Below are 22,777 nucleotides of genomic sequence, written 5' to 3'. Positions count from 1 at the left end.
AGCAAGTCACCACTCACGCGGTCATCTCTTTTGACGTATCTGAGCGGGATAATTAACCGGGAACATATCGGTTAATTCTCCGGTTTAACGTGTGGAAATTAGCGCTGTTTATAGACCTCGCGCAGATGCGTCGTAGAGGACGGGTGCGGTACATAGCCTTTCACGTCCTTACGCAACACCACAGAATCGATCATCTGCGACACCGGAATAATGGCCGGGAACAGTTCTTCATAGCGATTCTGTACGTCGATATACATCTGCTTTTGTTTCTGAGGATCTTTCTCCAACAGCGCTTGATCGATCATGTCGTTCAGCGGCTTATCGTAGAAAGAGGTGCGCCAGCCCTGGAAGTTGGTCAGTTTGGCTTCGTCGCTGTTATCGGGGTTATAGACAACAGAACGCAGGCTGGAGTGAGGATGCGGATCGACGCCGCCGCCGCCGCGGCCAACCAGCATATCGAAGTTACGATCGCGCATCGCGCCGTAAACCTGATTACCCGTGCCGGAGATGATTTTGGCTTTGATGCCCGCCTGTGCCAGCGTGGACTGTACCGATGTCGCCAGATTCAGGAACGGCTGATCGGACAAGACACGCAGCGTAGTTTCAAATCCATTCGGGTAGCCCGCTTCAGCCAGCAGCGCTTTCGCACGCGGCACGTCCAGCTTGTAGCCAGGATCCGGCAATGTCGCATCCATCCCTTTCTGGATAGGGCGCTGGTGATAGAAGCCATAGCCGGGCATCACCGTCTTATTAACGCCATCGTAATCAATCAGGTAACGAACTGCTTCACGTACTTTTGGTTTAGCGAAGTATTCATTTTTCAGACTCATAGCAACGTAGTACAACGTGCCTTTTTTCACCTCATCGACCACAACATCTTTGTCTTGTTTCAACGCGTTGATATCCGGCACCGACATCCCAGAGGCAACATCAATGTCACCTTTTTCAATCATCAGGCGCAGCGCCTGTGATTCGGTCATGTGGCGGAAAATCACGCGCCGCATTTTTGCGTCGCCCTGCCAGTTGTTCTCAACCTTGCTGATGCGCAGCACGTCTTTCGCCTGCCACACGTCCAGCTTGAACGGGCCAGAACCGGCTTCGTTCGTGGTCAGCCAGCCGTTGCCCCAGTCACCGTTTTTCTCATGCTTCATGACGGTTTTACTGTCCAGCACCGAACCGCTACCCAACGTTGCCAGCGAATAGATCACCAACTTAGGGTCGTTCGGTTTCGGCAGCTCGATTTCAACGGTGTGATCGTCTTTGGCACGGATCATCTTCTCCACGTTTTCCGCGGTGAAGCCGTAGGATTTCCACGTCGTGGCCTGTGCCATATTGAGGTTAAGCAGACGCTTCATCGACCAGGCGAAATCTTGTGCCGTCACGGGGTTGCCAGAATGGAATTTGGCGTTATCCACGAGATTGAAGGTAATGACGTTACCAGCATCATTGACGCTCCAGCTTTTCGCCAGAGAAGGCAGGATGTTACTCAGATTGGCAGGATCGAGCACCACCAGCGAGTCATAGAGGTTAACGATAATGCCCACCACTTCATTACCGGTCATCGCGGCCGGGTCGAGTGAGAGCATGTTGTTCATGTTCATCCCCACGATCAGCTGATCGTCAGGGGTTTTTGCCGATAGAATGGCCGGCGTAGCGGCCATGCAGAGTGAACCTAACAGCAGGGTACGGAGTATTGCTCGTGCTTTCATCATTATTCTCCAGGTGTGGGAGCATGGAAGACGACAACTTTTTATTTTTTAGGTAAGGCTATCTTTCAGATCGAACAAAAAACCATTCATACAAAAAAGTTATTCTTTACTTAGGGTATGCTCCTCAATCCAGTCAAAATTGATATCTTCTCCCAGCCCCGGACGTTGCGGCAGATGCACAAAACCTTCATCATCCATCGGATCGACAATCGAATTCAGATAAGCAGCAGGTTCGTCGTAATCGAGGAAAGGATGTAGCAGACCGCGCTCGTACCAGCGGCAGTTTTTGATCGCCCCAACGACGTTGAGGTTTGGTGCGCCGTTACCGTGAATTTCACAGTCCATACCAAAGGATTCCGCCAGGCTAGCGACCTTCATACACGGCCAGAGACCGCCCACGCCTTGCACGCCCGCACGTAAAATGTCGCATGCGCCTTCTTTCACCCAGTCAGCACGGCTGAAGTATTTACCTGACAAACTTTCCGGCCCGATGACATCGATATCCAGGCTCTTGGTCAGCCAGCTATAGGACGCCATGCTCTGTTCTTCCATTGGCTCTTCAAACCAAGTGAAATCAAGCTTTTGCAGTTCACGACCGATATAGAGCGCATCGCTACGGCTGTACCAGTGGTAACCATCCAGCATCAGGCAGATGTCTGGGCCGACAGCTTCACGTACTGCCGCACAGGCTTTCACATCCATTTTCGGGCTAGGCGCGAACGATACTGGCGGCATCCAGGTATGCAACTTGATGGCTTTATAACCGCGCTGCACCAGCTTTTCTGCAAACTGGCCAAACTCCTCTGGCGTCGATAAACCACCTTCCAGCTCATCACCACACATGGTACTGCCGTAGGCAGGGACTTTTTCACGATAGCCACCGAGCAGTTTATGTACTGGTATGTTCAGCACGCGTCCTTGCAAATCCCACAGTGCAGATTCCACAATCGACAGCGCGCGGTCGGTCAGTTGGTTGGCGCTGCCGCGTTGCCAATGCACCAGATCCTGCCAGAGGCGCTCACGGTCGAACGGATTCTGCCCAATTAACACTTTGCGGAAGAAAGCATTAACGATATGAGGACGAATCACTTCCGGCGGAGCGAAAGCGTAACCTTTTTGGCCGTCATCCGCCGTGATGGTCAACAGCGCCATCTTGGCCTGATTCTCGGCTCCCGGGTGTGAATGACCCGCACTGTCGGAAACCCGACGTGTGGGATAAGTGAAGACGGTGACATCAATTGATTCTATTTTCACGTTGTTACCTGCCTTGATGTTTAACACAGCTCATGTACGCGATTGCGCATGTAAGCCACACAAATAATTAAAGAAGCGCTCCACTGACGGTGTTGGGATGGTAGATAAAAAGTGCATATCTCTTTCTGGTACGACCTTATAAGTCGATCGGCATCACAAAAAGAAATAGCGTGCTGATTAAAAAAAAATAGCGTTTTATTTTTAATTATTAAGGTTGTTACGCCGTTAGTCATTAGGCAATTTCTTTCATATGAAGAAATTATGTCGTGGATAACTGTGCAGTTGCACATAAAGCTGTGAGCGTTATCACCAGAAAATTTCATATCCTTATTAAATAAATGGATAATCCCTTAGTTTTATTTTTGAGCCACCAGGAACGTGAATGATTGATAAGAGAGATGATTACCCTGATAGTGGATTGGCCGCTAATCAGTCCGCTTCTGACCAAAAGCGTGCTATAGATCTCATTTTTACCCGTCACTAAAACCCCAACAAAAACCAAGACTTAATAAAAAATAAGTAAAATCATCAACATACCCATAAAGAAGTATATAAAAGACAACTTGATATACATCAATAAGCGGCCTTTGTAGCGCGATAAGGTAGCCTCAGAAGAAGCAATTTTGAGGCAAAAATGAACAAAGTCAGACTCGCTGTAATCGGTAACGGGATGGTTGGCCACCGTTTTATCGAAGAGTTGCTGGATAAGGCCCCAACATCCACCTACGATATTACTGTTTTTTGTGAAGAACCCCGCGTCGCCTACGATCGTGTCCACCTCTCTTCTTACTTCGCACACCACACAGTAGAAGAGCTGTCTTTGGTACGCGAAGGCTATTACGAAAAGAACGGCGTTAAAGTCCTGTTAGGTGAACGTGCCATCACCATCAACCGCAGTGAAAAAGCCATTCACTCCAATTCCGGCCGTACCGTGTATTACGACAAGCTCATCATGGCAACCGGCTCCTATCCCTGGATCCCTGCCATTAAAGGATCAAACGGGCAAGACTGTTTCGTTTACCGCACCATTGAAGATCTGAACGCTATCGAAAACTGCGCGCGCCGCAGTAAACGTGGGGCGGTGATCGGCGGGGGTCTATTAGGTCTGGAAGCAGCTGGCGCACTGAAACACCTTGGCGTGGAAACACACGTCATTGAGTTCGCTCCGGTGCTCATGGCCGAACAGCTGGATTCACAGGGTGGCGCCCTGCTACAACGTAAGATTGAAAATATGGGTGTGCGAGTGCACACCAGCAAGAACACGCAGGCCATTCAGCACTCCGGTCTGGAAAGCCGCAAGACGATGGTGTTTGCCGATGGCAGTACGCTGGAAGTCGACTTTATCGTGTTCTCTACCGGTATCCGTGCCCAAGACAAGCTGGCCCGCCAATGTGCGCTGGAAATCGGCCCACGTGGCGGTATCACCATTAACGACTGGTGCCAAACTTCCGATCCTGACGTCTACGCCATCGGTGAATGTGCCGCATGGCAAGGCAGACCGTTTGGTCTGGTCGCACCCGGCTACAAAATGGCACAGGTTGCCGTCGACCACCTGTTAGGGCATGAAAACCGATTCCAGGGTGCCGATATGAGCGCCAAGCTCAAGCTGATGGGGGTCGATGTCGGCGGGATTGGCGACGCACATGGCCATACACCGGGCGCTCGCAGTTATATGTGGCTGGATGAAAACAAAGAAACCTACAAACGTCTGATCGTCAGCGCCGATAACAAAACGCTGCTCGGTGCCGTACTGGTTGGCGACACACGGGATTACGGCAACCTGCTGCAATTCATGTTGAACAAGATCCCGCTGCCAGATTCCCCTGAAGCGCTTATTCTTCCGGCTACGGCTGGCAGTGCGAAGCCGACGCTGGGTGTCGATGCGCTACCGGAAAGTGCGCAAATCTGCTCCTGCTTCGACGTATCCAAAGGCGACATTATCAAAGCGATTAACGGCGGCTGTCATACCGTCGCGGCGCTTAAGGAAACCACCAAAGCCGGTACAGGCTGCGGAGGCTGTATCCCGCTGCTGACACAGGTGTTGAATGCGGAACTCAGCAAGCAAGGGATTGAAGTCAATAATCACCTGTGCGAACACTTTGCCTATTCGCGTCAGGAGCTATACCACCTGATCCAAATCGAAAAAATCAAAACGTTCGATCAACTGCTGGAAAAACACGGTTCGGGCTATGGCTGCGAGGTCTGTAAACCCACCGTCGCGTCTCTGTTGGCTTCCTGCTGGAACGAATACGTGCTCAAACCACAGCACGCGCCGTTACAGGACTCCAATGATAACTTCCTCGGTAATATCCAAAAAGACGGCACCTACTCTGTCATCCCACGCTCCGCAGGCGGGGAGATCACACCAGATGGCCTGATCGCCATTGGCCAGATCGCCAAGCAATATAACCTGTACACAAAAATGACGGGCTCCCAGCGCATGGCGCTCTTTGGCGTACAAAAAGACGACCTGCCTGACGTATGGGCCCAGCTCATCAACGCTGGATTTGAAACAGGCCACGCTTACGCCAAAGCGCTACGTATGGCAAAAACCTGCGTCGGCAGTACATGGTGCCGTTTTGGCGTCGGCGACAGCGTGGGCTTTGGCGTCGAGCTTGAAAACCGCTACAAGGGCATCCGCACCCCGCACAAAATGAAATTTGGCGTCTCCGGCTGTACGCGGGAATGTGCTGAAGCACAGGGTAAAGACGTGGGAATTATTGCCACCGAAAAAGGCTGGAATCTCTATGTATGCGGGAACGGCGGGATGAAACCGCGCCACGCCGACCTGCTGGAAGCCGATCTGGACCGCGAGACTTTAGTCCGCTATCTGGACCGTTTCATGATGTTCTACATCCGCACGGCCGATAAGCTCCAGCGTACGTCCGTCTGGCTGGATAATCTCGAAGGCGGCATCGACTATCTACGCAATGTAATTGTGAAAGACAAGCTGGGCATTAACGATCAGCTTGAAGCCGATATCGCGCGGTTACGGGAAGGCTACGTCTGTGAATGGCAAGCGACACTGTCAGCCCCAGAAGCACAGAAACGCTTCGCCCACTTCATTAACAGCCCGGAACGAGACCCGAATGTACAAATGGTGGGTGAACGTCAACAACATCGTCCGGCACGCCCTGCCGAGCGTATTCCGGTGAAACTCATTACTCAGATAAAAAACAGTGAGCTTGAAGGAGAAAGCGCATGAGCCAGTGGACTACCGTATGTAAATTAGACGATATTCTGCCCGGTACTGGCGTTTGTGCGTTGATCGATCAGCAGCAAATCGCCGTGTTCCGGCCACGTAACGACGAACAGGTTTACGCCATCAGCAATATCGATCCTTTTGCACAGGCTAGCGTACTCAGTCGTGGGATAGTGGCAGAACATCATGAAGCGCTGTGGGTCGCAAGCCCATTGAAAAAACAGCATTTCCGCCTTTATGATGGTTTCTGTCTGGAGGATGGAGCCTATTCTGTTGCAGCTTATGATACTCAGGTAACCAACGGTGATGTGCAAATATCCATCGCAGACAGTGACGTAGCGGTTGATAATAGCCAGCCATTACCCTAGCCCTCATGGGCCGTGTCCTGAGTAAACCGCAGAACACACCACCATCTTATTTTTTAAGATAATCTGAGTTTTCAAGAGGCGTTACATGGATTACCTACCAATATTCTGTCAGCTACACGATAAACCTTGTCTGTTGGTAGGGGGCGGTGAAATAGCCGAGCGTAAAGCACGGCTATTGCTGGATGCTGGCGCAGTGATTACCGTCAATGCGCTCGATTTTAACAAGCAGTTTCGGACGTGGGAGCAGGATGCTCAATTAACGCTGGTACACGGCACCTTCGATCCTACGTTACTGAACGAAGTCTGGCTGGTAATTGCCGCCACAGACGATCAGGACGTCAACAATCACGTTTATGCCAGCGCCAGCGAGCGCCGAATTTTCTGCAATGTCGTCGATTCACCGGAACGCGCCAGCTTCATCATGCCGTCAATCATCGACCGTTCACCGCTGATGGTCGCGGTGTCCTCTGGCGGTGCCGCACCGGTATTGGCTCGCCTACTACGGGAAAAGCTGGAAAGTATTCTGCCGCAAAATCTCGGTAAGCTGGCAGCATTCGCAGGCGAATTACGCAGTCGGGTAAAAAAACGGTTCTGCAAGATGAGCGCACGCCGCCGCTTCTGGGAAAAGCTCTTCGTACACGATCGGTTGGCACAGGCGCTGGCCAATGAAGACAGCCAGAGCGTTCAACAACTGACGGAACTGCTGTTCTCCGCACCGTTGGATGACAGAGGTGAAGTGACACTGGTTGGTGCTGGGCCCGGCGACGCAGGATTACTGACGCTGAAAGGTCTACAGCATCTACAACAAGCCGACATCGTGGTTTACGACCGGCTGGTATCGAAAGAGATCCTCAACCTGTCACGCCGCGACGCAGAGCGAATCTTTGTCGGTAAAACGTCTGGCTATCACTGTGTTCCTCAAGAGCAAATCAATCAGTTGCTGGAAGAAAAAGCACGAGCGGGCCATCGCGTCGTCAGGTTAAAAGGCGGCGATCCCTTTATCTTCGGCCGTGGTGCCGAAGAGTTGGAGCATCTGCAACAGGCTGGCGTACCGTTCTCTGTCGTTCCCGGCATTACCGCCGCATCAGGCTGCTCCGCCTACAGCGGTATTCCACTCACCCATCGCGATCACTCGCAGGGCGTCAGACTGATCACCGGGCACGTCAAACACGACACCGACCTCGACTGGTCGAGCCTCGCAGCAGAAAAACAGACGTTGGTGTTTTACATGGGGCTTCAGCAGGCTGAGTACATTCAAAATAAGCTCATCGAACAGCAATTACCGGAAACGGTGCCGGTCGCCATTATCGAAAACGGCACCTCAACTAAACAGCGCGTTCTGAGTGGGCAGCTCTCCCAATTAAGCGAATTAGCCCAACAGGCCAGTAGCCCGAGTTTGATCATCATCGGCAACGTCGTCGGTTTACGAGAAAAGTTGAGCTGGTTCTCTGACCAGACAGCATAATCCTCTCTCTATCACCTCGCTCACCCGCTATCCATTCTGCCGGATAGCGGTTATTGCACCATCATAATGCAACGCCCCACCAAATAGCATAACAATGCACTATTTTGAACATACCCCCTTACAAAATGTCACTTTAATGCTTTACCACAGGCCATATCTGTCTTATTTTGACTAAAACAAAACCCATTAATAAGCAGACTATATGAATAAATAATCAATAATAGTTTACGTAAAACGTGGCCCGACTATTGCTTAGCTTTCTATAGATTTGCGGCACGACCTCTGAATCGTTCACATCGAACAGATTTCATCGTCAAACCATCGTGGTTCATTACATTAGTGCTTCATCGAGTTCGTACTCCATAGAGTCAGTACATCGTCGAGTTAGTAAAAATCGAAGAGTGATACATCGCGTCATTACGCATTTCTACTCTCGTTCCTGAACGGAGTAGGTAGTCCTCTCATCACAAAAACAGTTCTGTCCAGCAGAACCATAAGCAAGCAGTTTGGAGTCACTTGTGGAAGACGTTACTTTCTGGCAGCTCATCAGTTTTGGTGAACACGGCTGGGGGAAATTATTACTGATTGGAGCAGGAATGACGCTCGCACTGGCGATCTGCGGATTCCTGCTGGGAGCAGCGATCGGCACACTCGGTGCATGGTCCAAAATTTGCGGCAATCGCCCTGTACGCTATCTGGCCGATGGTTACACCACCATCACCCGCGGTATACCAGACCTGCTCATCATCTACCTGCTTTACTTTGGCGGCAGCTCCGCGTTAACCCTGCTCGCCAAACTGTTTGGCAGCAATGAATTCTTTGGCTTTCCGGGCTTCCTCGCAGGGGTAATCGCCGTTGGCATTTCCTCCGGCGCACAGCAGACGGAAGTCTATCGCGGCGCATTCTACGCCGTTTCCAAAGGAGAGATTGAAGCCGCCAAAGCCTGCGGTATGCCGACACTGCTACGCCTGCGCCGCATCATCATGCCGCTCCTGCTACGCCACGCCATCCCCGCACTCGGCAACGTATGGCAACTGGTGCTGAAAACCTCCGCGCTGGTTTCCGTTACCGGCGTTGCAGAGCTGATGACTCAGTCGCAAACCGGTGCCGGTTCTACTGGCAAACCGTTTGATTTCTTCATGGCGGCCGCGCTGCTGTATCTACTTATCTCAATCTGTTCCGGCTGGATTATGCGCCGTGCTGAGTCTCATTATTCCCGGGGTGTGAAACGCTGATGGATTTCCCTTTTCTGTACGAAACGTTTCTGGAAATTATTCCCGGTATCCCGCTGACGCTACAACTGGCGGTCAGCTCTGTTTTTCTGGGCTTCTTTCTGGCGCTGGGCTTAGCACTGATGCAGCTGTCATCCTTTGCCGTACTGCGCTCAATTGCACGAACCTACGTACTGTTCTTCCGCGGTACACCGCTGCTGGTTCAGCTGTTCCTGATTTACTACGGACTGGGGCAATTCCCCTGGGTTCGGGAAAGCATACTTTGGCCGTTCCTACGGGAACCACACTGGTGCGCCCTGCTGTCGCTCAGCCTATGTACCGGTGCCTACGCCAGCGAGATTATCCGTGGCGGATTGCAGTCCGTTCCCACAGGCCAGATCGAATCTGCGCGAGCCTGCGGCATGCCGTCGTTCATGATTTTCAAGCGTATCGTTTTCCCACTGGCGATTCGTCAGGCACTCCCGGCTTACGGCAATGAGCTGATTTCGATGGTCAAATCGACCTCGTTGGCTTCCATTATCACGTTGATGGAAATCACCGGTATTGCCGCACGCCTCATTGCGGAAACCTATCGGGCGCTCGAAGTCTTCCTGGTTGCTGGCGCTATTTATCTGTTTATTAACCTTATTCTGACACGCTTACTGATGTGGACAGAATTTACGCTTACCCCTCATCTCCGTGCGCCGGGCGCGCAACCGGCAGCGAAAAAAATTAAGAAATTGGGAGACCTGCAATGACGATACCCGCCATTAGCCTGCGCAACATTCATAAAAGCTTCGGCTCTCTGGACGTCCTGAAAGGGATTTCGATTGAGGCCAACCAAGGGGAAGTCATCTCAATTTTGGGTTCGTCCGGCTCAGGTAAATCAACGCTGCTGCGCTGTAGCAACCTGCTTGAGCTTCCCGATCAAGGCGAGATTATCGTCGGCGGAGAAGCCATTGAAATGAAGCCGAACCGTAAAGGGCAGAACCGCCCATCGAACCTCAAGCAGATAGACCGAATCCGTACCCAGTTAGGCATGGTATTCCAGAACTTTAACCTCTGGTCACACAAGACCGTGCTGGAAAACATCATCGAAGCGCCCGTGCACGTCCTAAAACGTCCACAGGCGGAGTGCGTGGAACACGCCGAGCAGTTGTTAGAGAAGGTCGGTCTGGCGGATAAACGTCACTACTATCCCGCTCACCTATCCGGTGGTCAGCAACAGCGCGCAGCAATTGCGCGTGCGCTCGCGATGGAACCGAAAGTCATGCTGTTTGATGAGCCAACCTCTGCGCTCGATCCAGAATTAGTTGGTGAAGTACTGCGCGTCATGCGCACGCTGGCTGACGAAGGGATGACCATGCTGGTCGTGACTCACGAAATGGATTTTGCCCGCGAAGTGTCTAACCGTATCGTCTTCCTCCATCAGGGGGAAATTGAAGAACAGGGAACGCCGGAGCAGGTTTTCACCGCCAGCCAGTCGGCTCGCTTCCGGCAATTTATTGCCAGTTGGTAAACACAATCCTACTGATTTCGTGCATCACCTTTATCGATTGGCGAAATTCCGTAGGGGAATAAACAAAATATAACGATATAGAATTCCGGGAGAAAAACATGATCAAATCAAAACTGACTCTGCTCGTCTGCTCGCTGTGCATGGCAGGCACGCTGGCCACCTCATTCACCGCCTCAGCGGAAGAGAAAAAATGGACGACTGTCCGTATCGCAACCGAAGGCGCTTACCACCCGTATAATTTCACTAAGCCAGACGGTACATTAGATGGCATGGAGATCGAGCTGTACAAAGTGCTGTGTAACAACATGCAGGTGAAATGCGAGATCATGGTTCAGCCGTTCACCAGTACCATCCCAGCCCTGAACGCCGGTAAATTTGACGCCATCATTTCGGGTATGTCCGCGACAGAAAAACGCCGCGAGGTGATCGATTTCAGCCAGCCGTACACACAGGCAGGGCAGACTTTCGCCGTGCTGAAATCCAGCAAACTTGCGAAAGATTTCCCAGACGCGGGCCAGCGTTTCTCCATTAACCCAGCGGATGAAGCCACCGCACAGGCAGAAATTGAGAAGCTGAAACCTCTGTTGGAAGGCAAAACTATCGGCGTACAGTCCGCTTCTATCGCCAGCGCCTTTTTGGACAAATACCTGAAAGGCGTGATGAAAGTTCGCGAGTATAAAACCACACAGGAACACGATCTGGATCTGAAGGCAGGCCGTGTGGATCTGGTTATCGCTTCTGCACCCTATCTGAAAAGTATTTCAGAAAAACCGGGCAATGCCGACATCGTAACACCAGGACCACAGTTCATCGGTGGCATTCTGGGTAGCGGTTCCTCCGTTGGTCTGCGTAAAAGCGACCCTGAGCTGAAGGCCATGTTCGATAAAGCGATCGATCAGGCCAAGCAAGACGGCACCATCAGGAAACTGAGTGAAAAATGGTTCGGAATGGACACCACACCACTCTGAGTGTGACCCTCTAGTTGAATCGCGTGTCATAGCCAGCTGGCTGTGACACGTCCCGCACAAATGCATCAAAGAAATCAAACGAGCGCACCACGCATGAATGCAATACACAATGAAGGAACGCTGCCTACCGTCAATCATCAGACTGTGGAAGAGATCTGCGGCCTGATTGCGGCCAAGCGGCAGCAATTCTGTACGCTGAGTGATGGTATCTGGGATACACCAGAACTGAACTACGAAGAGCATCGTTCGGCGGCACAGCACGAAGCAGTCCTTAAAGCAGAAGGCTTCCGCCTGACGACAGGCATCGCCGGCATGCCGACCGCGCTACTGGGCGAATTCGGCGAAGGTCTGCCCATTATTGCCATCCTAGGTGAATACGATGCCCTACCGGGCCTGAGTCAACAGGCAAACGTCGCAGAACCGAAACCACTGGAAAATGGCGGCAACGGCCACGGCTGCGGGCATAATCTGCTCGGCACAGCCGCGCTACAGGCGGCAACGGCAGTAAAAGACTATCTGCAAAAGCACGCACTGACTGGAACCGTGCGTTTTTACGGCTGCCCAGCGGAAGAAGGCGGGTCGTCAAAAGGCTTTATGGTCAAGGAAGGCGTCTTTGACGACGTCGATATTGCCCTCTGCTGGCATCCGGCGACCTTCACTGGCGTCAACAGCCCGGTATCACTGGCCTGTAACGAACTGAACTTTTACTTCAAAGGCCGTGCCGCTCATGCTGCCAGCAGCCCACACCTGGGGCGCAGCGCGCTGGATGCCGTTGAATTAATGAATGTTGGCGTGAACTACATGCGCGAGCATATGCCGTCCTCCGCGCGCGTTCACTACGCGATTACCGACAGCGGCGGTCAGGCACCAAACGTCGTTCAGGCCAACGCTACCGTACGTTACCTCGTACGAGCACGTCAGTTGCCGGAGCTGCATCAGTTGGTCAAACGCGTGAAGAAAATTGCCGAAGGCGCGGCGCTGATGACAGAAACCGAAGTCAGCAGCGAGGTGATTAGCGGCGATGCTAATCTGTTGGCAAACCCACCGTTGGAAGCGCGTATGCACGAACATCTGCTGGCGCTCGGCCCGATACCGTTCGATGACGAAGATCGTAAGGTAGCGGCGATGTTCCAAACGGCGCTGAGCGCCGAAGACATCGCCGAATCCTACGCACGTTTTGGCGTCAAACCTCAAGCGGGTTTAACACTGCACGACGGAATTTATCCGCTGTATAGCCCGAATGAAGCCTTTATCGGTTCCACCGATGTGGGAACGGTCAGTTGGGTTGTGCCAACCGTGCAGATCCGTAGCGCTACCTACGCGATCGGAACACCGGCGCATTCCTGGCAGTTGGTTGCACAGGGGAAAACCGGTGCAGCACACAAAGGTACGGAATACGCGGCAAAGGCCATGGCATCACTGGCTATCGATCTGCTGGTAACACCGGAATTGATTGCACAGGCAAAAGCCGACCATCAGGAAAGATTACAGCACACACCGTTTGAAAATCCGATTCCAGACGACGTATTCCCGCCTATCCCGCAGGGATAAGAATTTGATTCGAAGGGATAAATCAGAAAAATCAGTAAACCGTCAGGAGAGCATCTCCTGACGGTAATTAAGACTTACGGGCGGGAAACAAAACCAACAGCATCGTAGACTTTCTTCAACGTTTCCTGTGCGCGAGCGCTGGCTTTTTCCGCGCCTTCACGCATCACCTGTTGCAGGAAAGGCTCATCGTTGCGGAAACGGTGATAACGCTCTTGCAGTTCAGACAACATGCCGGATACGGCATCCGCTACCGCGCCTTTCAGGTGACCATACATCTGGCCATTAAACTCCTGCTCCAGCTCAGGGATGCTTTTTCCCGTCACACCAGACAGAATATCCAACAGGTTAGATACCCCCGCTTTATTCGCGACGTCATAGCGAATGACTGGCGGCTCATCGGAATCTGTCATCGCGCGTTTGATCTTCTTCACTACCGCTTTCGGATCTTCAAGCAGCCCGATAACGTTGTTGCGGTTATCGTCGGACTTGGACATTTTCTTGGTCGGCTCCAGCAGAGACATCACACGTGCACCTGACTTCGGAATGAATGGCTCAGGCACTTTGAAAATGTCGCCATACAGGCTGTTGAAGCGCTGACCAACGTCGCGGCTCAATTCCAGATGCTGCTTCTGATCTTCGCCCACTGGCACCTGATTCGTTTGGTACAGCAGGATATCCGCCGCCATCAGCACCGGATAATCAAACAGGCCAGCGTTGATATTCTCTTCATAACGCGCGGATTTATCTTTGAACTGCGTCATGCGGCTCAACTCGCCGAAATACGCGTAGCAGTTCAATATCCAGCTCAGTTGGCTGTGCTCAGGCACGTGTGACTGAACAAAAATGGTGCTCTTTTTCGGATCGATGCCGCAAGCCAAATACAGCGCCAGCGTATCCAGCGTCGCTTTTCTCAGCGCCTGCGGATCCTGACGTACCGTGATGGCATGCAAATCCACGATGCAATAGATGCAGTCGTAATCGTCCTGCATGTTGACCCACTGACGTAACGCCCCCATGTAGTTACCAATGGTCAATTCACCAGACGGTTGCGCACCGCTAAATACAATGGGCTTGCTCATACTAAGGGTTCCTGATTGTGTGAAGAAGAATGCCCTATCAGGGGCAAAATATCGGCAAAACGATCCAGAACGACATCCGGCTGACTCAGCTCGATCGCTTCACCATAGTTATAACCATACGTCATGCCGACACTGCGACAGCCCGCTGCCTGTGCCGCCTGAATATCATTACGGGAATCGCCGACAAACAAAAGCTCGCTGGCGCGCAGCCCTAATTTACCGAGTACCAAATAGAGTGGCGCGGGGTGAGGCTTTTTCACAATGACGTCATCGCCACCGATAATCAGCGAAAAATAACCACCGATCCCTAGACCTTCCAGCAGCGGCGCAACAAACGGCGTGGGTTTATTGGTCACCACCGCCATCGGAACGCCTTGCTGTACCAACTGTGCCAGCGTCTCTTTTACCTGTGGGAACAGCGTGCTTCCGCTATCGACTGTCTGCGCATAATAGCTATCGAACCGCTCACGGGTTTCCTGCAAACGTGAAGAGGTCGGCTCAACGCCAGCCCAACGTAACGCCCGTTCAACCATCACATCCGCACCATTACCAATCCAGGTTGCGACACGGGCTTCACCCGCCGCAGGCAACGATTGCGCCACCAATGCTTGATCGATAGCCGCCGCCAGACCTGGCGCGCTGTGAATCAACGTGCCATCCAAATCAAAAGCCAACCCGCGAATCGCGGTTAATTCAGTCATGTTTCGTCCTTGAAATTTCATTACGCATTTGATCAATGACGGCACGGTAATCTGGATGACCAAAAATAGCCGAACCCGCCACAAACATATCCGCGCCAGCTTCCGCTATTGCGCCAATATTCTCCACTTTAACGCCACCATCGACTTCCAGTCGAATATCGTAACCGCTGTCATCAATCAAGCGACGAACCTGGCGCAGTTTATCCAACGTGCTGGGAATAAAGGACTGACCGCCAAATCCGGGATTAACCGACATCAACAGAATGATATCCAGCTTATCCATGACGTAATCGAGATAACTTAACGGGGTCGCAGGGTTAAATACTAGCCCTGCCTTGCAGCCATGATCTTTGATCAACTGTAGTGAACGATCGAGATGATCAGTGGCTTCGGGGTGAAAGGTAATGAAACTGGCTCCCGCGTTGGCGAAATCGGGGATGATACGATCAACAGGTTTCACCATCAGGTGAACGTCAATCGGCGCGGTAATGCCGTAATCGCGCAGGGATTTCAGAACCAGCGGGCCGATCGTCAAATTTGGCACATAGTGGTTATCCATAACATCAAAATGAACCACATCAGCTCCGGCAGCCAATACGTTAGCGGTATCTTCACCAAGACGGGCAAAATCAGCCGACAAAATGGACGGCGCGATTAAAAACGGTTTCATTCATTTCTCCAAACGGTAAAGTCTGAATGCCTGCGGGTAACCTATTCTCGGCTAATGAGGCCTCCTGGACGACATTAACCGATTCACTGCGCTCTGTTTACCCCACCTGTACACAAAATGGTATTACCGATATAAAGCGAGTAACTCGCTTACTTTACTACGCCCTAAAATATTACGGCTAATCGTTCGACGCGCTTTGACAACATACAGCACAGCCTCCTGATACCACTCACGCGTCAACAACGTGTCATGATTGGAAATCAGCACTGGGATCTGGCTTTCTACAGACAAACGACGTGCCAATTGCGCCAAACTCTGCTGGTCGGCACGGCTGAAATTATTGGTGTGGTAGGCCGTAAAATTTGCAGTAGCAGACAGCGGCGCATAAGGCGGATCGCAATAAATAACCGAACCCTTCTCTGCTTTTTCCAGCGTATCCTGATAATGCTCACAGACGAAAGTGGCATTTTGCGCTTTGAACGCGAACCAGCGAATTTCTTCTTCAGGAAAATAGGGCTTCTTATAGCGCCCGAAAGGAACATTGAATTCACCGCGCATGTTGTAACGGCACAGACCGTTATAACAGTGGCGATTCAAATAGAGAAACAGCAGCGCACGACGATAGGCATCGCTGCAAAGATTAAACTCTTCACGCAGCAAATAAAACGTCTCAGACGTGTTTACCTCATCCGTAAAAAGTTTACGGGCGTCGGTAACAAATTCATCTGCATTCGATTTGACAATATTGTAGAGATTAATCAGGTCGCTATTAATATCGGCCAGTATGTAGCGATCGTATTCCGTATTCAAAAATACGGAACCCGCGCCAACAAAGGGCTCAATAAGACAGTCTCCTGCAGGTAAATAGCGACGAATTTCTTCTACCAGCGGATATTTACCACCAGCCCATTTTAAAAAAGCGCGGTTCTTCTTCATGCCGTCGTTAGTTACTCATACGTTTCAGAGCCGCGGATTGTACTCTGTGTCAGACAGCACATCAGGGCTAAAATTGGTGTTACTTATTCAAGTCCTGCTTCACCTGGCGGATCGGCTTAACCCATGGTTTTTTCGCTTGTACCTCTGCGGGCAACGCGGCAATCGCCTGTTTCGCTTCCGCAGAAGAAGCATAGACTCCGGTCACTAACACATACCAGGATTTTCCGTCTCGTTTGGTTTCATACACCCACGAATGGGCGAGGTTATGCTGTTTCGCGTAGGCTTTCAGCGTATCCGAACGTGAAGCGCTGCTCAGTTGCAACGTAAAATGGCTGGCAGGCGCATTTTGTACGGAAACGTTCTGTCCAGCAGCCGCTGGGGCCGCTTTTGCGTTAGTAGCAGGTTTGCTTGCTACTGGCGTTTTTGGCGCGTTGTTTGCAGCAGGCTTAGCGTTGCTAGCGTGCGCTGGCGCCGTATTGTGCGCATTTTTAGCTGAGGACGCCGCAGGGGTTTTCCCCGTTGGAGCGACCGTCGCTGGTGCCGTTGGCAGCGTCGAGTTTCCTGCCGCGCTCTGAGAAAATTCACTCACACGCCCCTGCTGCTGCGACAGCGCATCAGTAATATTACCCGGCAGTTCGATACGCTGCTGGCCTGTCACTGGCGGCTGAACCTGCGCATCAGTCGGCGTACCAGAAATCGGTGGTGCGCTTAATGTTTGAGGCGACATCGGCGCTTGAGAAGACGCCTGCGCAGGTGTCTGACCATGACCAGCATCACCAGGAACCGCCATAGGGCTCTCACCCTGTGAGGAAGGCTGTGCGCTCTGTGTCATAGAGGATGATGATGAAGAGAGATCGATATTTCTCTCGCCAGCCGTTTGATTCTGCGTTTGTGACGTTTGTGGCTGAGAAGGAGCCTGCAAAGCAGAACCGATACCCACGATCAGCAACACCAGCACCGCGATCCCGATGCCAATCATTAGGTGCTGTCTGGATAGCGCGATTTTTGGTACCGCGAAGTTACTGCTTTTTTGCTGACGAGTAGGTCGACGGTCACTGGTATCAGGCTTCAGCTCATCTTCCGGCTTGAACTCATCCATTTAACATCTCCCCACTAAAAAACTCGAATCCGCCACGCGGTCGCCAAGGCGAATCATTGAATCGTAACGCATTGTATTTTATTAACCATAACCCATAAGGGCTTGTCTGTCGTTAATACTTCTGTTTCATAACTGGCTAGCGTTGCGCATCAGGCCTGACAATCTGCTATCGAAGCCAACACCATGTCATGTGCAACTCCACCGCGGACTTCTGATTGACCAATTGCCGTTGGCAGTACCAAGCGTAGCTCACCTGCCAGTACTTTCTTGTCGCGCATCATGTGGGGAAGATAGGATTCAGGTGCCATTTGCGTCGGGCCGTTCACTGGCAAACCAGCACGAACCAGAAGAGATTTAACTCGCTCGACGTCCGAATCGGAGAACTGCCCGAGGCGACGTGCCGTATGCGCAGCCATCACCATGCCTGCCGCAACCGCCTCACCGTGGAGCCAGTTACCGTATCCCATTTCTGCTTCAATGGCATGTCCGTAAGTATGACCTAAATTGAGCAGTGCGCGCATGCCACTTTCACGTTCATCAGCTGCAACCACCGCCGCTTTGATTTCACAGCAGCGTCGAATGCAGTAAGCCAGCGCGTCATACTGAAGCTCACGCACTGCCTCAATGTTTTCTTCAAGCCAAAGAAAGAAGTCGCGATCCAGAATAATGCCGTACTTGATGACTTCCGCCAGCCCGGATGACAATTCCCGTGCCGGTAAAGATTTCAGGCAGTCTAGATCGATCACCACCGATACGGGCTGGTAAAACGCCCCGATCATGTTTTTACCCAACGGGTGATTGACGGCGGTTTTACCACCGACGGAAGAATCTACCTGTGATAACAGCGTTGTCGGCACCTGAATGAATCGGACACCACGCTGATAACTGGCTGCGGCAAAACCGGCTAAATCGCCGATGACACCACCACCCAAGGCAACAATCGTCGTGTCACGACCATGTGGCTTCGCCAGCAGCGCGGTAAAAACCTGATCCAATACGGTCAGCGATTTGTATTGCTCGCCGTCAGGTAAGATAACCTGATCGACGTGCACGCCATTGTTTTCCAACACACCACGGACGCGGTCAAGATACAGAGGGGCCAATGTCTGGTTTGTCACCAGCATGGCCTGATCCCCCGCTTTTAACGGCATAAAAGAAGCCGAATCATTAAATAATCCGGCGGCTATCGTAATGGGATAACTACGTTCCCCAAGTGTTACGGTAATTCTTTCCATGCTCGTTAAACAACCCGTTCAGGATCCGCTCAATGCGGATAAGGTATGCTCTTAGTTACTTTCCAGCATATTGATAATCTGGTTAGCAACGACCTTGGCACTTTGCTCGTCAGTCCGAATGGTAACGTCAGCGATTTCTTCATAAAGCGGGTTCCGCTCTTTCGCCAACGCTTCCAATACTTCACGTGGAGGGGTTTCAACCTGAAGTAACGGACGCTTCTTGTCACGCTGCGTGCGGGCCAGCTGTTTCTCGATTGTCGTTTCCAAATAAACGACAACGCCGCGCGCGGAAAGACGATTACGCGTCTCACGTGATTTGACTGAGCCACCACCTGTCGCCAGTACGATGCCTTGCTTTTCCGTCAATTCATTAATGACTTTCTCTTCACGATCGCGGAAGCCTTCTTCGCCTTCCACATCGAATACCCAGCCCACATCAGCTCCAGTGCGTCGCTCAATTTCTTGATCGGAGTCGAAAAACTCCATATTGAGTTGCTGAGCTAACTGACGGCCAATAGTGCTTTTGCCGGCACCCATAGGCCCAACCAGAAAGATATTGCGTTTCTCTGCCATGTTTTTTGGTATTACTAAGACAATTCGTTAATGATAACCCGCCCCGCCAATCAACCCAGCGGCGGGACCTAAACTGAAACCTCATGAGCGATAGTGCGAGAATCAGACAAAAAATTATCTCAAGACTCAGGGTAGTTTGGCAACCGAATAAAATGTCACACCGACCACAGGTGGCCAATGTAGTATGTTTTATCGACATTTTCGGTGGAACAACACTTCAGTGCTCAATTCGCTAACCCTTGTAAGCTAAATCCGCCGCAGCGTCAAACTCATAAGCGTCGAACGTGACAAAATATTGCTCCCTGTCCGAGCAGAAACTACCGTATAACATCAGAGCCAGACTGGGTTTACTCATAATGACGCGGGTATCAGCGTCGGTGTAATGAAAATGACCAATTCTCGTCGCGTATGCTGTTGAGTATGGTTTCTGAACAGATGACCAAATACGGGAACCTCACCCAATATTGGCACCTGTCTGTCGGTGTTTTTCTTTTGCTGTTGGAAAATACCGCCTAATACGATGGTTTCTCCATCAGCGACCGTCACCTGGGTTTGAATCTCCTGTTTATCGATCGCTAACGCCTCGCCATTATCACCCTGCTTAATCGTCTGTCCCGGCATGTTTTGACTGATTTTCAGGTTCAGCGTAATACGCCCGGCACGCAGAATGTCAGGTGTGACCTCCATACCTAATACCGCCTCTTTGAATTCGATAGACGTCGACCCGCTCGCACCGCTAGAAACCTGATAGGGAATCTCCGTCCCCTGTTTAATACTGGCGGTCTGCTGGTGTGCCGTAAATAGACGAGGACTGGCGATAATTTCGACCTGACTTTCCTGCTCCAGCGCCATTAATTCCAGATCCAGCAAGCGACCATTTAATCGGGCCAAATGGAACCCGGCATTTATCGCTGGCGTATCCACTGGCAAGCCAACGTTAAAATTATTCAGCCTGAGCGCTTTGTTTGCTGCGTCCCCTTCCCCCAGTCCCCAATTAACACCCAGCGCCTGCAAATGTTCACTGCTGATGGTGACAATATGCGCCGCTAGCTGTACCTGCGCTAACGGTAGATCGAGCTCTTTCACCCAAGGTTCGAGCTGTGATAGAGCCTCCTCCGTATCGCGAATCAATAAGGTATTCGTCCGTTTATCCACAGTTACGCTGCCACGCGTAGAAAGTAGCGTCCCACGCTGAGACTGAACACTGGCCGCCACTTCCGTCGCATCAGCATACTGCAAGGCAACGGAAAGATTGTGCAGCGGTAATTTCTGCGCCTGCTCCGCTATTCGTTCATCCCGTTCTTTCTGCAAGGACTCAAGATGGTCAGCAGGGAAAACCAGAAGCACATTACCGTTTCGCTCTACGCTGAGCTTCCCCATACGTAAAACAATATCCAACGCCTGCTGCCAGGGAATATCTGCTAGCCTCAGACTGAGATTTCCCGTCACGCCCGGCGCGATCACCACATTGAGCTGCTGATGATCGGCTAACGCCTGTAACACGCGAGATATCGGCGAATCTTCAAACGCCATCGATACCGAACTCTCCGCACTAGCCTGATATGGCATGCTGAGAAGCAGCAGCCAGCTCCACGCCAGCACCCGACATAACATCCTAATATTCATAACCTTCCTTGTTATTGAACTACGCTGTTGCCAAAAAATCGTTGTCCCAAAACCACTTTCAAACTATGCGGCACCAGACAGGTTTCTTCATTCCGCGGGCCTTTTGATAAACGGAGAAGCCAGCAGCAGCTTCTCAGGCAGGCCGTCACAACCTGCTTCACGCTCAGTGGGGACAAGTTTGGCCCCTGATTTATCCAATTCACTGACCAACCAGTTTCCTGGCGGGATCGTCTCGCCACTTGTCAGCCTGATCCATCCAGCCTCTGGCTGCGCGAACCAACCAATCCAACGAGCGCCAGAGCCAATAACGCCTTTTAGCTGCCCCTGTGGCAATGTTGCCGTGGGCGAACAACGCACAGCAGCCAGAGAACGAAAAGGGTCGATGCGTTCCACGTACTTTTCTGCCTGCGCACTATGTGGCAAAAAGAGCAACATCAATACGATACAAAGCGTGATATGACTCATGGCACCCCCTCAGGCCTGATTAGCGATAGCTCAACCTGTAAACGTGGCCTTTCTAATGACGGCTCCGTTTGAGCGGTATCTGGCTTTACGGTCAGTTGCGCGATTCGCAGCACATAAGGTAACTCCGTCAATTCACGAAGCACCTGCAACACGCTCGCGTAATCAGCGCTAAATGCCAATTGCCAACGTTCCTGAGGAGGTTCAGTTGCGTGACGCTGAGCGGGCTGCCAGGACAGCAAAGAAGCACCAGCTTGCGACAAAGGCTCGACAATAAGCTGTGCCAGTCTGTCGGGCTGAAAGGGGGCGGCTTGTACGGTTTTTGCCGCTAATTCCGTACGTAACACGGACAATAACGGCATTGCGTCTAGTTTTTGTTGCACCTCTTGTATATCCAGACGCGTCTGAACGGTTTGCGCTTCTATACTAATCGCCGTTCTCCGTACTTCGCCGATGAGGAATCCGCCTGATAGCAGTCCGGCAGCGGCAATAAACGCCGATTGAAGAACGAACTGCTGCCATAACGGCTTATTAATGAGCCTCGGCCAGTTCAGTACGACATCAATGACGATGGCTTGATTAATCATGGTCTTCCCCCGCAGAGGAAACGGCACTACCGCGCCAGTCGGCTTGAAAGGAAAAGCGCAGCCCAGTGCTCGCACCGCGCTCTCGGGTGGTATGCAGCAGTTGTACGCGTTCGACTGAAACATGGCGCAATAGCGCGTGCTGTAGCGTGATGATATCGCGATAGCTTTCACTTACACCGGAAAGCAGCAAGTGCGATCCGCGGTCGGTTATTTCCGTCAACCACAGACTCGCGGGCATCATACTGGCAAGCAGATCTAACAAATGGAGGTTACGGCGGTTGTCATGCCGAACTATTGCGTCAGCGCGTTCTTGCGCCTGATAGCGACGTAACGTCTCTCGCGCCTGGTGAGTCTGCTGATACAACGCCGTCAGTTGCTGCTGTTGGGCCTGCGCCGAATTAAACGCATCCTGCGCACGTTGCTGCCTATGTTGCCAAAGTAGATAAATCACCGCGATAAGGCAGAACATCAACCCCATCTGAAGCCACAACAGCCTTAGCCAACGACGTGCTCGCTGGCGCATTTGAGTTTTACGCCAGGGTAAAAGATTAATCAGCAGCAT

The 22,777-nt window shown here is 51.8% G+C and carries 21 protein-coding genes; 8 read left to right on the top strand and 13 right to left on the bottom strand.

Translation table 11 applies throughout. The annotated features are described in order from the left end of the window. Positions 1–98: 98 nt before the first annotated feature. Together CLR69_RS19645 and CLR69_RS19640 are read right to left on the bottom strand one after the other, a co-directional pair. Positions 99–1,709, bottom strand: a complete 1,611-nt coding sequence (locus CLR69_RS19645) for an ABC transporter substrate-binding protein (protein ID WP_131535110.1) — start codon at positions 1,707–1,709, stop codon at positions 99–101. Between the two features lie 99 nt (positions 1,710–1,808). Next, positions 1,809–2,963: a mandelate racemase family protein gene (locus CLR69_RS19640; RefSeq protein ID WP_131535092.1), complete on the bottom strand. Its 1,155-nt coding sequence runs from the start codon at positions 2,961–2,963 to the stop codon at positions 1,809–1,811. Positions 2,964–3,597: 634 nt separating this feature from the next. Here CLR69_RS19640 and nirB point away from each other — a divergent pair. The 8 genes from nirB to CLR69_RS19600 all read left to right on the top strand — a co-directional run bounded on the left by nirB (position 3,598) and on the right by CLR69_RS19600 (position 13,247). Continuing rightward, the gene (nirB, locus tag CLR69_RS19635) at positions 3,598–6,168 is read left to right on the top strand and encodes a nitrite reductase large subunit NirB (protein ID WP_131535091.1); all 2,571 of its coding nucleotides are present in this window, start codon (positions 3,598–3,600) and stop codon (positions 6,166–6,168) included. Continuing rightward, complete coding sequence (gene nirD, locus CLR69_RS19630) at positions 6,165–6,533, top strand: nitrite reductase small subunit NirD (protein WP_129708458.1); 369 nt, start codon at positions 6,165–6,167, stop codon at positions 6,531–6,533. The genes nirB and nirD overlap by 4 nt, the downstream gene beginning before the upstream one ends. A gap of 85 nt (positions 6,534–6,618) precedes the next feature. Beyond that, positions 6,619–7,998: a siroheme synthase CysG gene (gene cysG, locus CLR69_RS19625; protein WP_131535090.1), complete on the top strand. Its 1,380-nt coding sequence runs from the start codon at positions 6,619–6,621 to the stop codon at positions 7,996–7,998. A gap of 518 nt (positions 7,999–8,516) precedes the next feature. Further along, positions 8,517–9,233, top strand: a complete 717-nt coding sequence (locus CLR69_RS19620; protein ID WP_129708463.1) for an ABC transporter permease — start codon at positions 8,517–8,519, stop codon at positions 9,231–9,233. Then, positions 9,233–9,967, top strand: coding sequence for an ABC transporter permease (locus CLR69_RS19615; RefSeq protein WP_129708467.1), 735 nt, complete (start codon positions 9,233–9,235; stop codon positions 9,965–9,967). Before CLR69_RS19620 ends, CLR69_RS19615 begins: the two co-directional genes overlap by 1 nt. Beyond that, positions 9,964–10,728 (top strand): ABC transporter ATP-binding protein, encoded by a 765-nt coding sequence (locus tag CLR69_RS19610; RefSeq protein WP_129708470.1) that lies wholly within the window; start codon positions 9,964–9,966, stop codon positions 10,726–10,728. Before CLR69_RS19615 ends, CLR69_RS19610 begins: the two co-directional genes overlap by 4 nt. Positions 10,729–10,826: 98 nt before the next feature. Continuing rightward, on the top strand, positions 10,827–11,696 hold the full coding sequence (locus CLR69_RS19605; RefSeq protein ID WP_129708472.1) for a transporter substrate-binding domain-containing protein: 870 nt from the start codon (positions 10,827–10,829) through the stop codon (positions 11,694–11,696). Positions 11,697–11,789: 93 nt separating this feature from the next. Then, positions 11,790–13,247 (top strand): M20 family metallopeptidase, encoded by a 1,458-nt coding sequence (locus CLR69_RS19600; RefSeq protein ID WP_131535089.1) that lies wholly within the window; start codon positions 11,790–11,792, stop codon positions 13,245–13,247. Positions 13,248–13,321: 74 nt separating this feature from the next. Here CLR69_RS19600 and trpS read toward each other — a convergent pair whose 3' ends face one another. The 11 genes from trpS to CLR69_RS19540 all read right to left on the bottom strand — a co-directional run bounded on the left by trpS (position 13,322) and on the right by CLR69_RS19540 (position 22,777). After that, positions 13,322–14,326 (bottom strand): tryptophan--tRNA ligase, encoded by a 1,005-nt coding sequence (gene trpS / locus CLR69_RS19595; RefSeq protein WP_131535088.1) that lies wholly within the window; start codon positions 14,324–14,326, stop codon positions 13,322–13,324. Then, complete coding sequence (locus CLR69_RS19590; protein WP_131535087.1) at positions 14,323–15,027, bottom strand: phosphoglycolate phosphatase; 705 nt, start codon at positions 15,025–15,027, stop codon at positions 14,323–14,325. The genes trpS and CLR69_RS19590 overlap by 4 nt, the downstream gene beginning before the upstream one ends. After that, positions 15,020–15,697 (bottom strand): ribulose-phosphate 3-epimerase, encoded by a 678-nt coding sequence (gene rpe, locus CLR69_RS19585; RefSeq protein WP_039492116.1) that lies wholly within the window; start codon positions 15,695–15,697, stop codon positions 15,020–15,022. Before rpe ends, CLR69_RS19590 begins: the two co-directional genes overlap by 8 nt. A gap of 123 nt (positions 15,698–15,820) precedes the next feature. Then, a complete protein-coding gene (gene dam, locus CLR69_RS19580) occupies positions 15,821–16,633 on the bottom strand; it encodes an adenine-specific DNA-methyltransferase (protein WP_129708484.1) in 813 nt (270 codons plus the stop codon). A gap of 79 nt (positions 16,634–16,712) precedes the next feature. Then, positions 16,713–17,732, bottom strand: coding sequence for an SPOR domain-containing protein (locus CLR69_RS19575; protein WP_131535086.1), 1,020 nt, complete (start codon positions 17,730–17,732; stop codon positions 16,713–16,715). Positions 17,733–17,881: 149 nt separating this feature from the next. Next, positions 17,882–18,967, bottom strand: a complete 1,086-nt coding sequence (gene aroB / locus CLR69_RS19570; protein ID WP_131535085.1) for a 3-dehydroquinate synthase — start codon at positions 18,965–18,967, stop codon at positions 17,882–17,884. A gap of 51 nt (positions 18,968–19,018) precedes the next feature. Further along, positions 19,019–19,540: a shikimate kinase AroK gene (gene aroK, locus CLR69_RS19565; RefSeq protein WP_005969451.1), complete on the bottom strand. Its 522-nt coding sequence runs from the start codon at positions 19,538–19,540 to the stop codon at positions 19,019–19,021. A 351-nt stretch (positions 19,541–19,891) separates the two neighbouring features. Next, positions 19,892–21,166, bottom strand: coding sequence for a DNA uptake porin HofQ (gene hofQ, locus CLR69_RS19555; RefSeq protein WP_131535084.1), 1,275 nt, complete (start codon positions 21,164–21,166; stop codon positions 19,892–19,894). A gap of 87 nt (positions 21,167–21,253) precedes the next feature. Continuing rightward, a complete protein-coding gene (locus tag CLR69_RS19550) occupies positions 21,254–21,631 on the bottom strand; it encodes a DUF2531 domain-containing protein (RefSeq protein ID WP_131535083.1) in 378 nt (125 codons plus the stop codon). Further along, positions 21,628–22,215, bottom strand: a complete 588-nt coding sequence (locus CLR69_RS19545; RefSeq protein WP_131535082.1) for a hypothetical protein — start codon at positions 22,213–22,215, stop codon at positions 21,628–21,630. The genes CLR69_RS19550 and CLR69_RS19545 overlap by 4 nt, the downstream gene beginning before the upstream one ends. After that, entirely contained in the window at positions 22,208–22,777 is a 570-nt protein-coding gene (locus CLR69_RS19540; protein ID WP_131535081.1) for a PilN domain-containing protein, read from the bottom strand. Before CLR69_RS19540 ends, CLR69_RS19545 begins: the two co-directional genes overlap by 8 nt.

It is taken from the genome of Pectobacterium zantedeschiae, assembly GCF_004137795.1.
Lineage (GTDB): Bacteria > Pseudomonadota > Gammaproteobacteria > Enterobacterales > Enterobacteriaceae > Pectobacterium > Pectobacterium zantedeschiae.
The sequence above is the reverse complement of the archived record's forward strand: the minus strand, read 5'-3'. Positions and strand labels throughout refer to the sequence as shown.

What these genes read in the sequence shown, in the direction of transcription:
- CLR69_RS19645 (WP_131535110.1), bottom strand. Translation starts at nt 1,709, where the DNA reads ATGAAAGCACGAGCAATACTCCGTACCCTGCTGTTAGGTTCACTCTGC.
- nirB (WP_131535091.1), top strand. Translation starts at nt 3,598, where the DNA reads ATGAACAAAGTCAGACTCGCTGTAATCGGTAACGGGATGGTTGGCCAC.
- nirD (WP_129708458.1), top strand. Translation starts at nt 6,165, where the DNA reads ATGAGCCAGTGGACTACCGTATGTAAATTAGACGATATTCTGCCCGGT.
- cysG (WP_131535090.1), top strand. Translation starts at nt 6,619, where the DNA reads ATGGATTACCTACCAATATTCTGTCAGCTACACGATAAACCTTGTCTG.
- CLR69_RS19615 (WP_129708467.1), top strand. Translation starts at nt 9,233, where the DNA reads ATGGATTTCCCTTTTCTGTACGAAACGTTTCTGGAAATTATTCCCGGT.
- CLR69_RS19610 (WP_129708470.1), top strand. Translation starts at nt 9,964, where the DNA reads ATGACGATACCCGCCATTAGCCTGCGCAACATTCATAAAAGCTTCGGC.
- CLR69_RS19605 (WP_129708472.1), top strand. Translation starts at nt 10,827, where the DNA reads ATGATCAAATCAAAACTGACTCTGCTCGTCTGCTCGCTGTGCATGGCA.
- CLR69_RS19600 (WP_131535089.1), top strand. Translation starts at nt 11,790, where the DNA reads ATGAATGCAATACACAATGAAGGAACGCTGCCTACCGTCAATCATCAG.
- trpS (WP_131535088.1), bottom strand. Translation starts at nt 14,326, where the DNA reads ATGAGCAAGCCCATTGTATTTAGCGGTGCGCAACCGTCTGGTGAATTG.
- CLR69_RS19590 (WP_131535087.1), bottom strand. Translation starts at nt 15,027, where the DNA reads ATGACTGAATTAACCGCGATTCGCGGGTTGGCTTTTGATTTGGATGGC.
- rpe (WP_039492116.1), bottom strand. Translation starts at nt 15,697, where the DNA reads ATGAAACCGTTTTTAATCGCGCCGTCCATTTTGTCGGCTGATTTTGCC.
- dam (WP_129708484.1), bottom strand. Translation starts at nt 16,633, where the DNA reads ATGAAGAAGAACCGCGCTTTTTTAAAATGGGCTGGTGGTAAATATCCG.
- CLR69_RS19575 (WP_131535086.1), bottom strand. Translation starts at nt 17,732, where the DNA reads ATGGATGAGTTCAAGCCGGAAGATGAGCTGAAGCCTGATACCAGTGAC.
- aroB (WP_131535085.1), bottom strand. Translation starts at nt 18,967, where the DNA reads ATGGAAAGAATTACCGTAACACTTGGGGAACGTAGTTATCCCATTACG.
- aroK (WP_005969451.1), bottom strand. Translation starts at nt 19,540, where the DNA reads ATGGCAGAGAAACGCAATATCTTTCTGGTTGGGCCTATGGGTGCCGGC.
- hofQ (WP_131535084.1), bottom strand. Translation starts at nt 21,166, where the DNA reads ATGAATATTAGGATGTTATGTCGGGTGCTGGCGTGGAGCTGGCTGCTG.
- CLR69_RS19550 (WP_131535083.1), bottom strand. Translation starts at nt 21,631, where the DNA reads ATGAGTCATATCACGCTTTGTATCGTATTGATGTTGCTCTTTTTGCCA.
- CLR69_RS19545 (WP_131535082.1), bottom strand. Translation starts at nt 22,215, where the DNA reads ATGATTAATCAAGCCATCGTCATTGATGTCGTACTGAACTGGCCGAGG.
- CLR69_RS19540 (WP_131535081.1), bottom strand. Translation starts at nt 22,777, where the DNA reads ATGCTGCTGATTAATCTTTTACCCTGGCGTAAAACTCAAATGCGCCAG.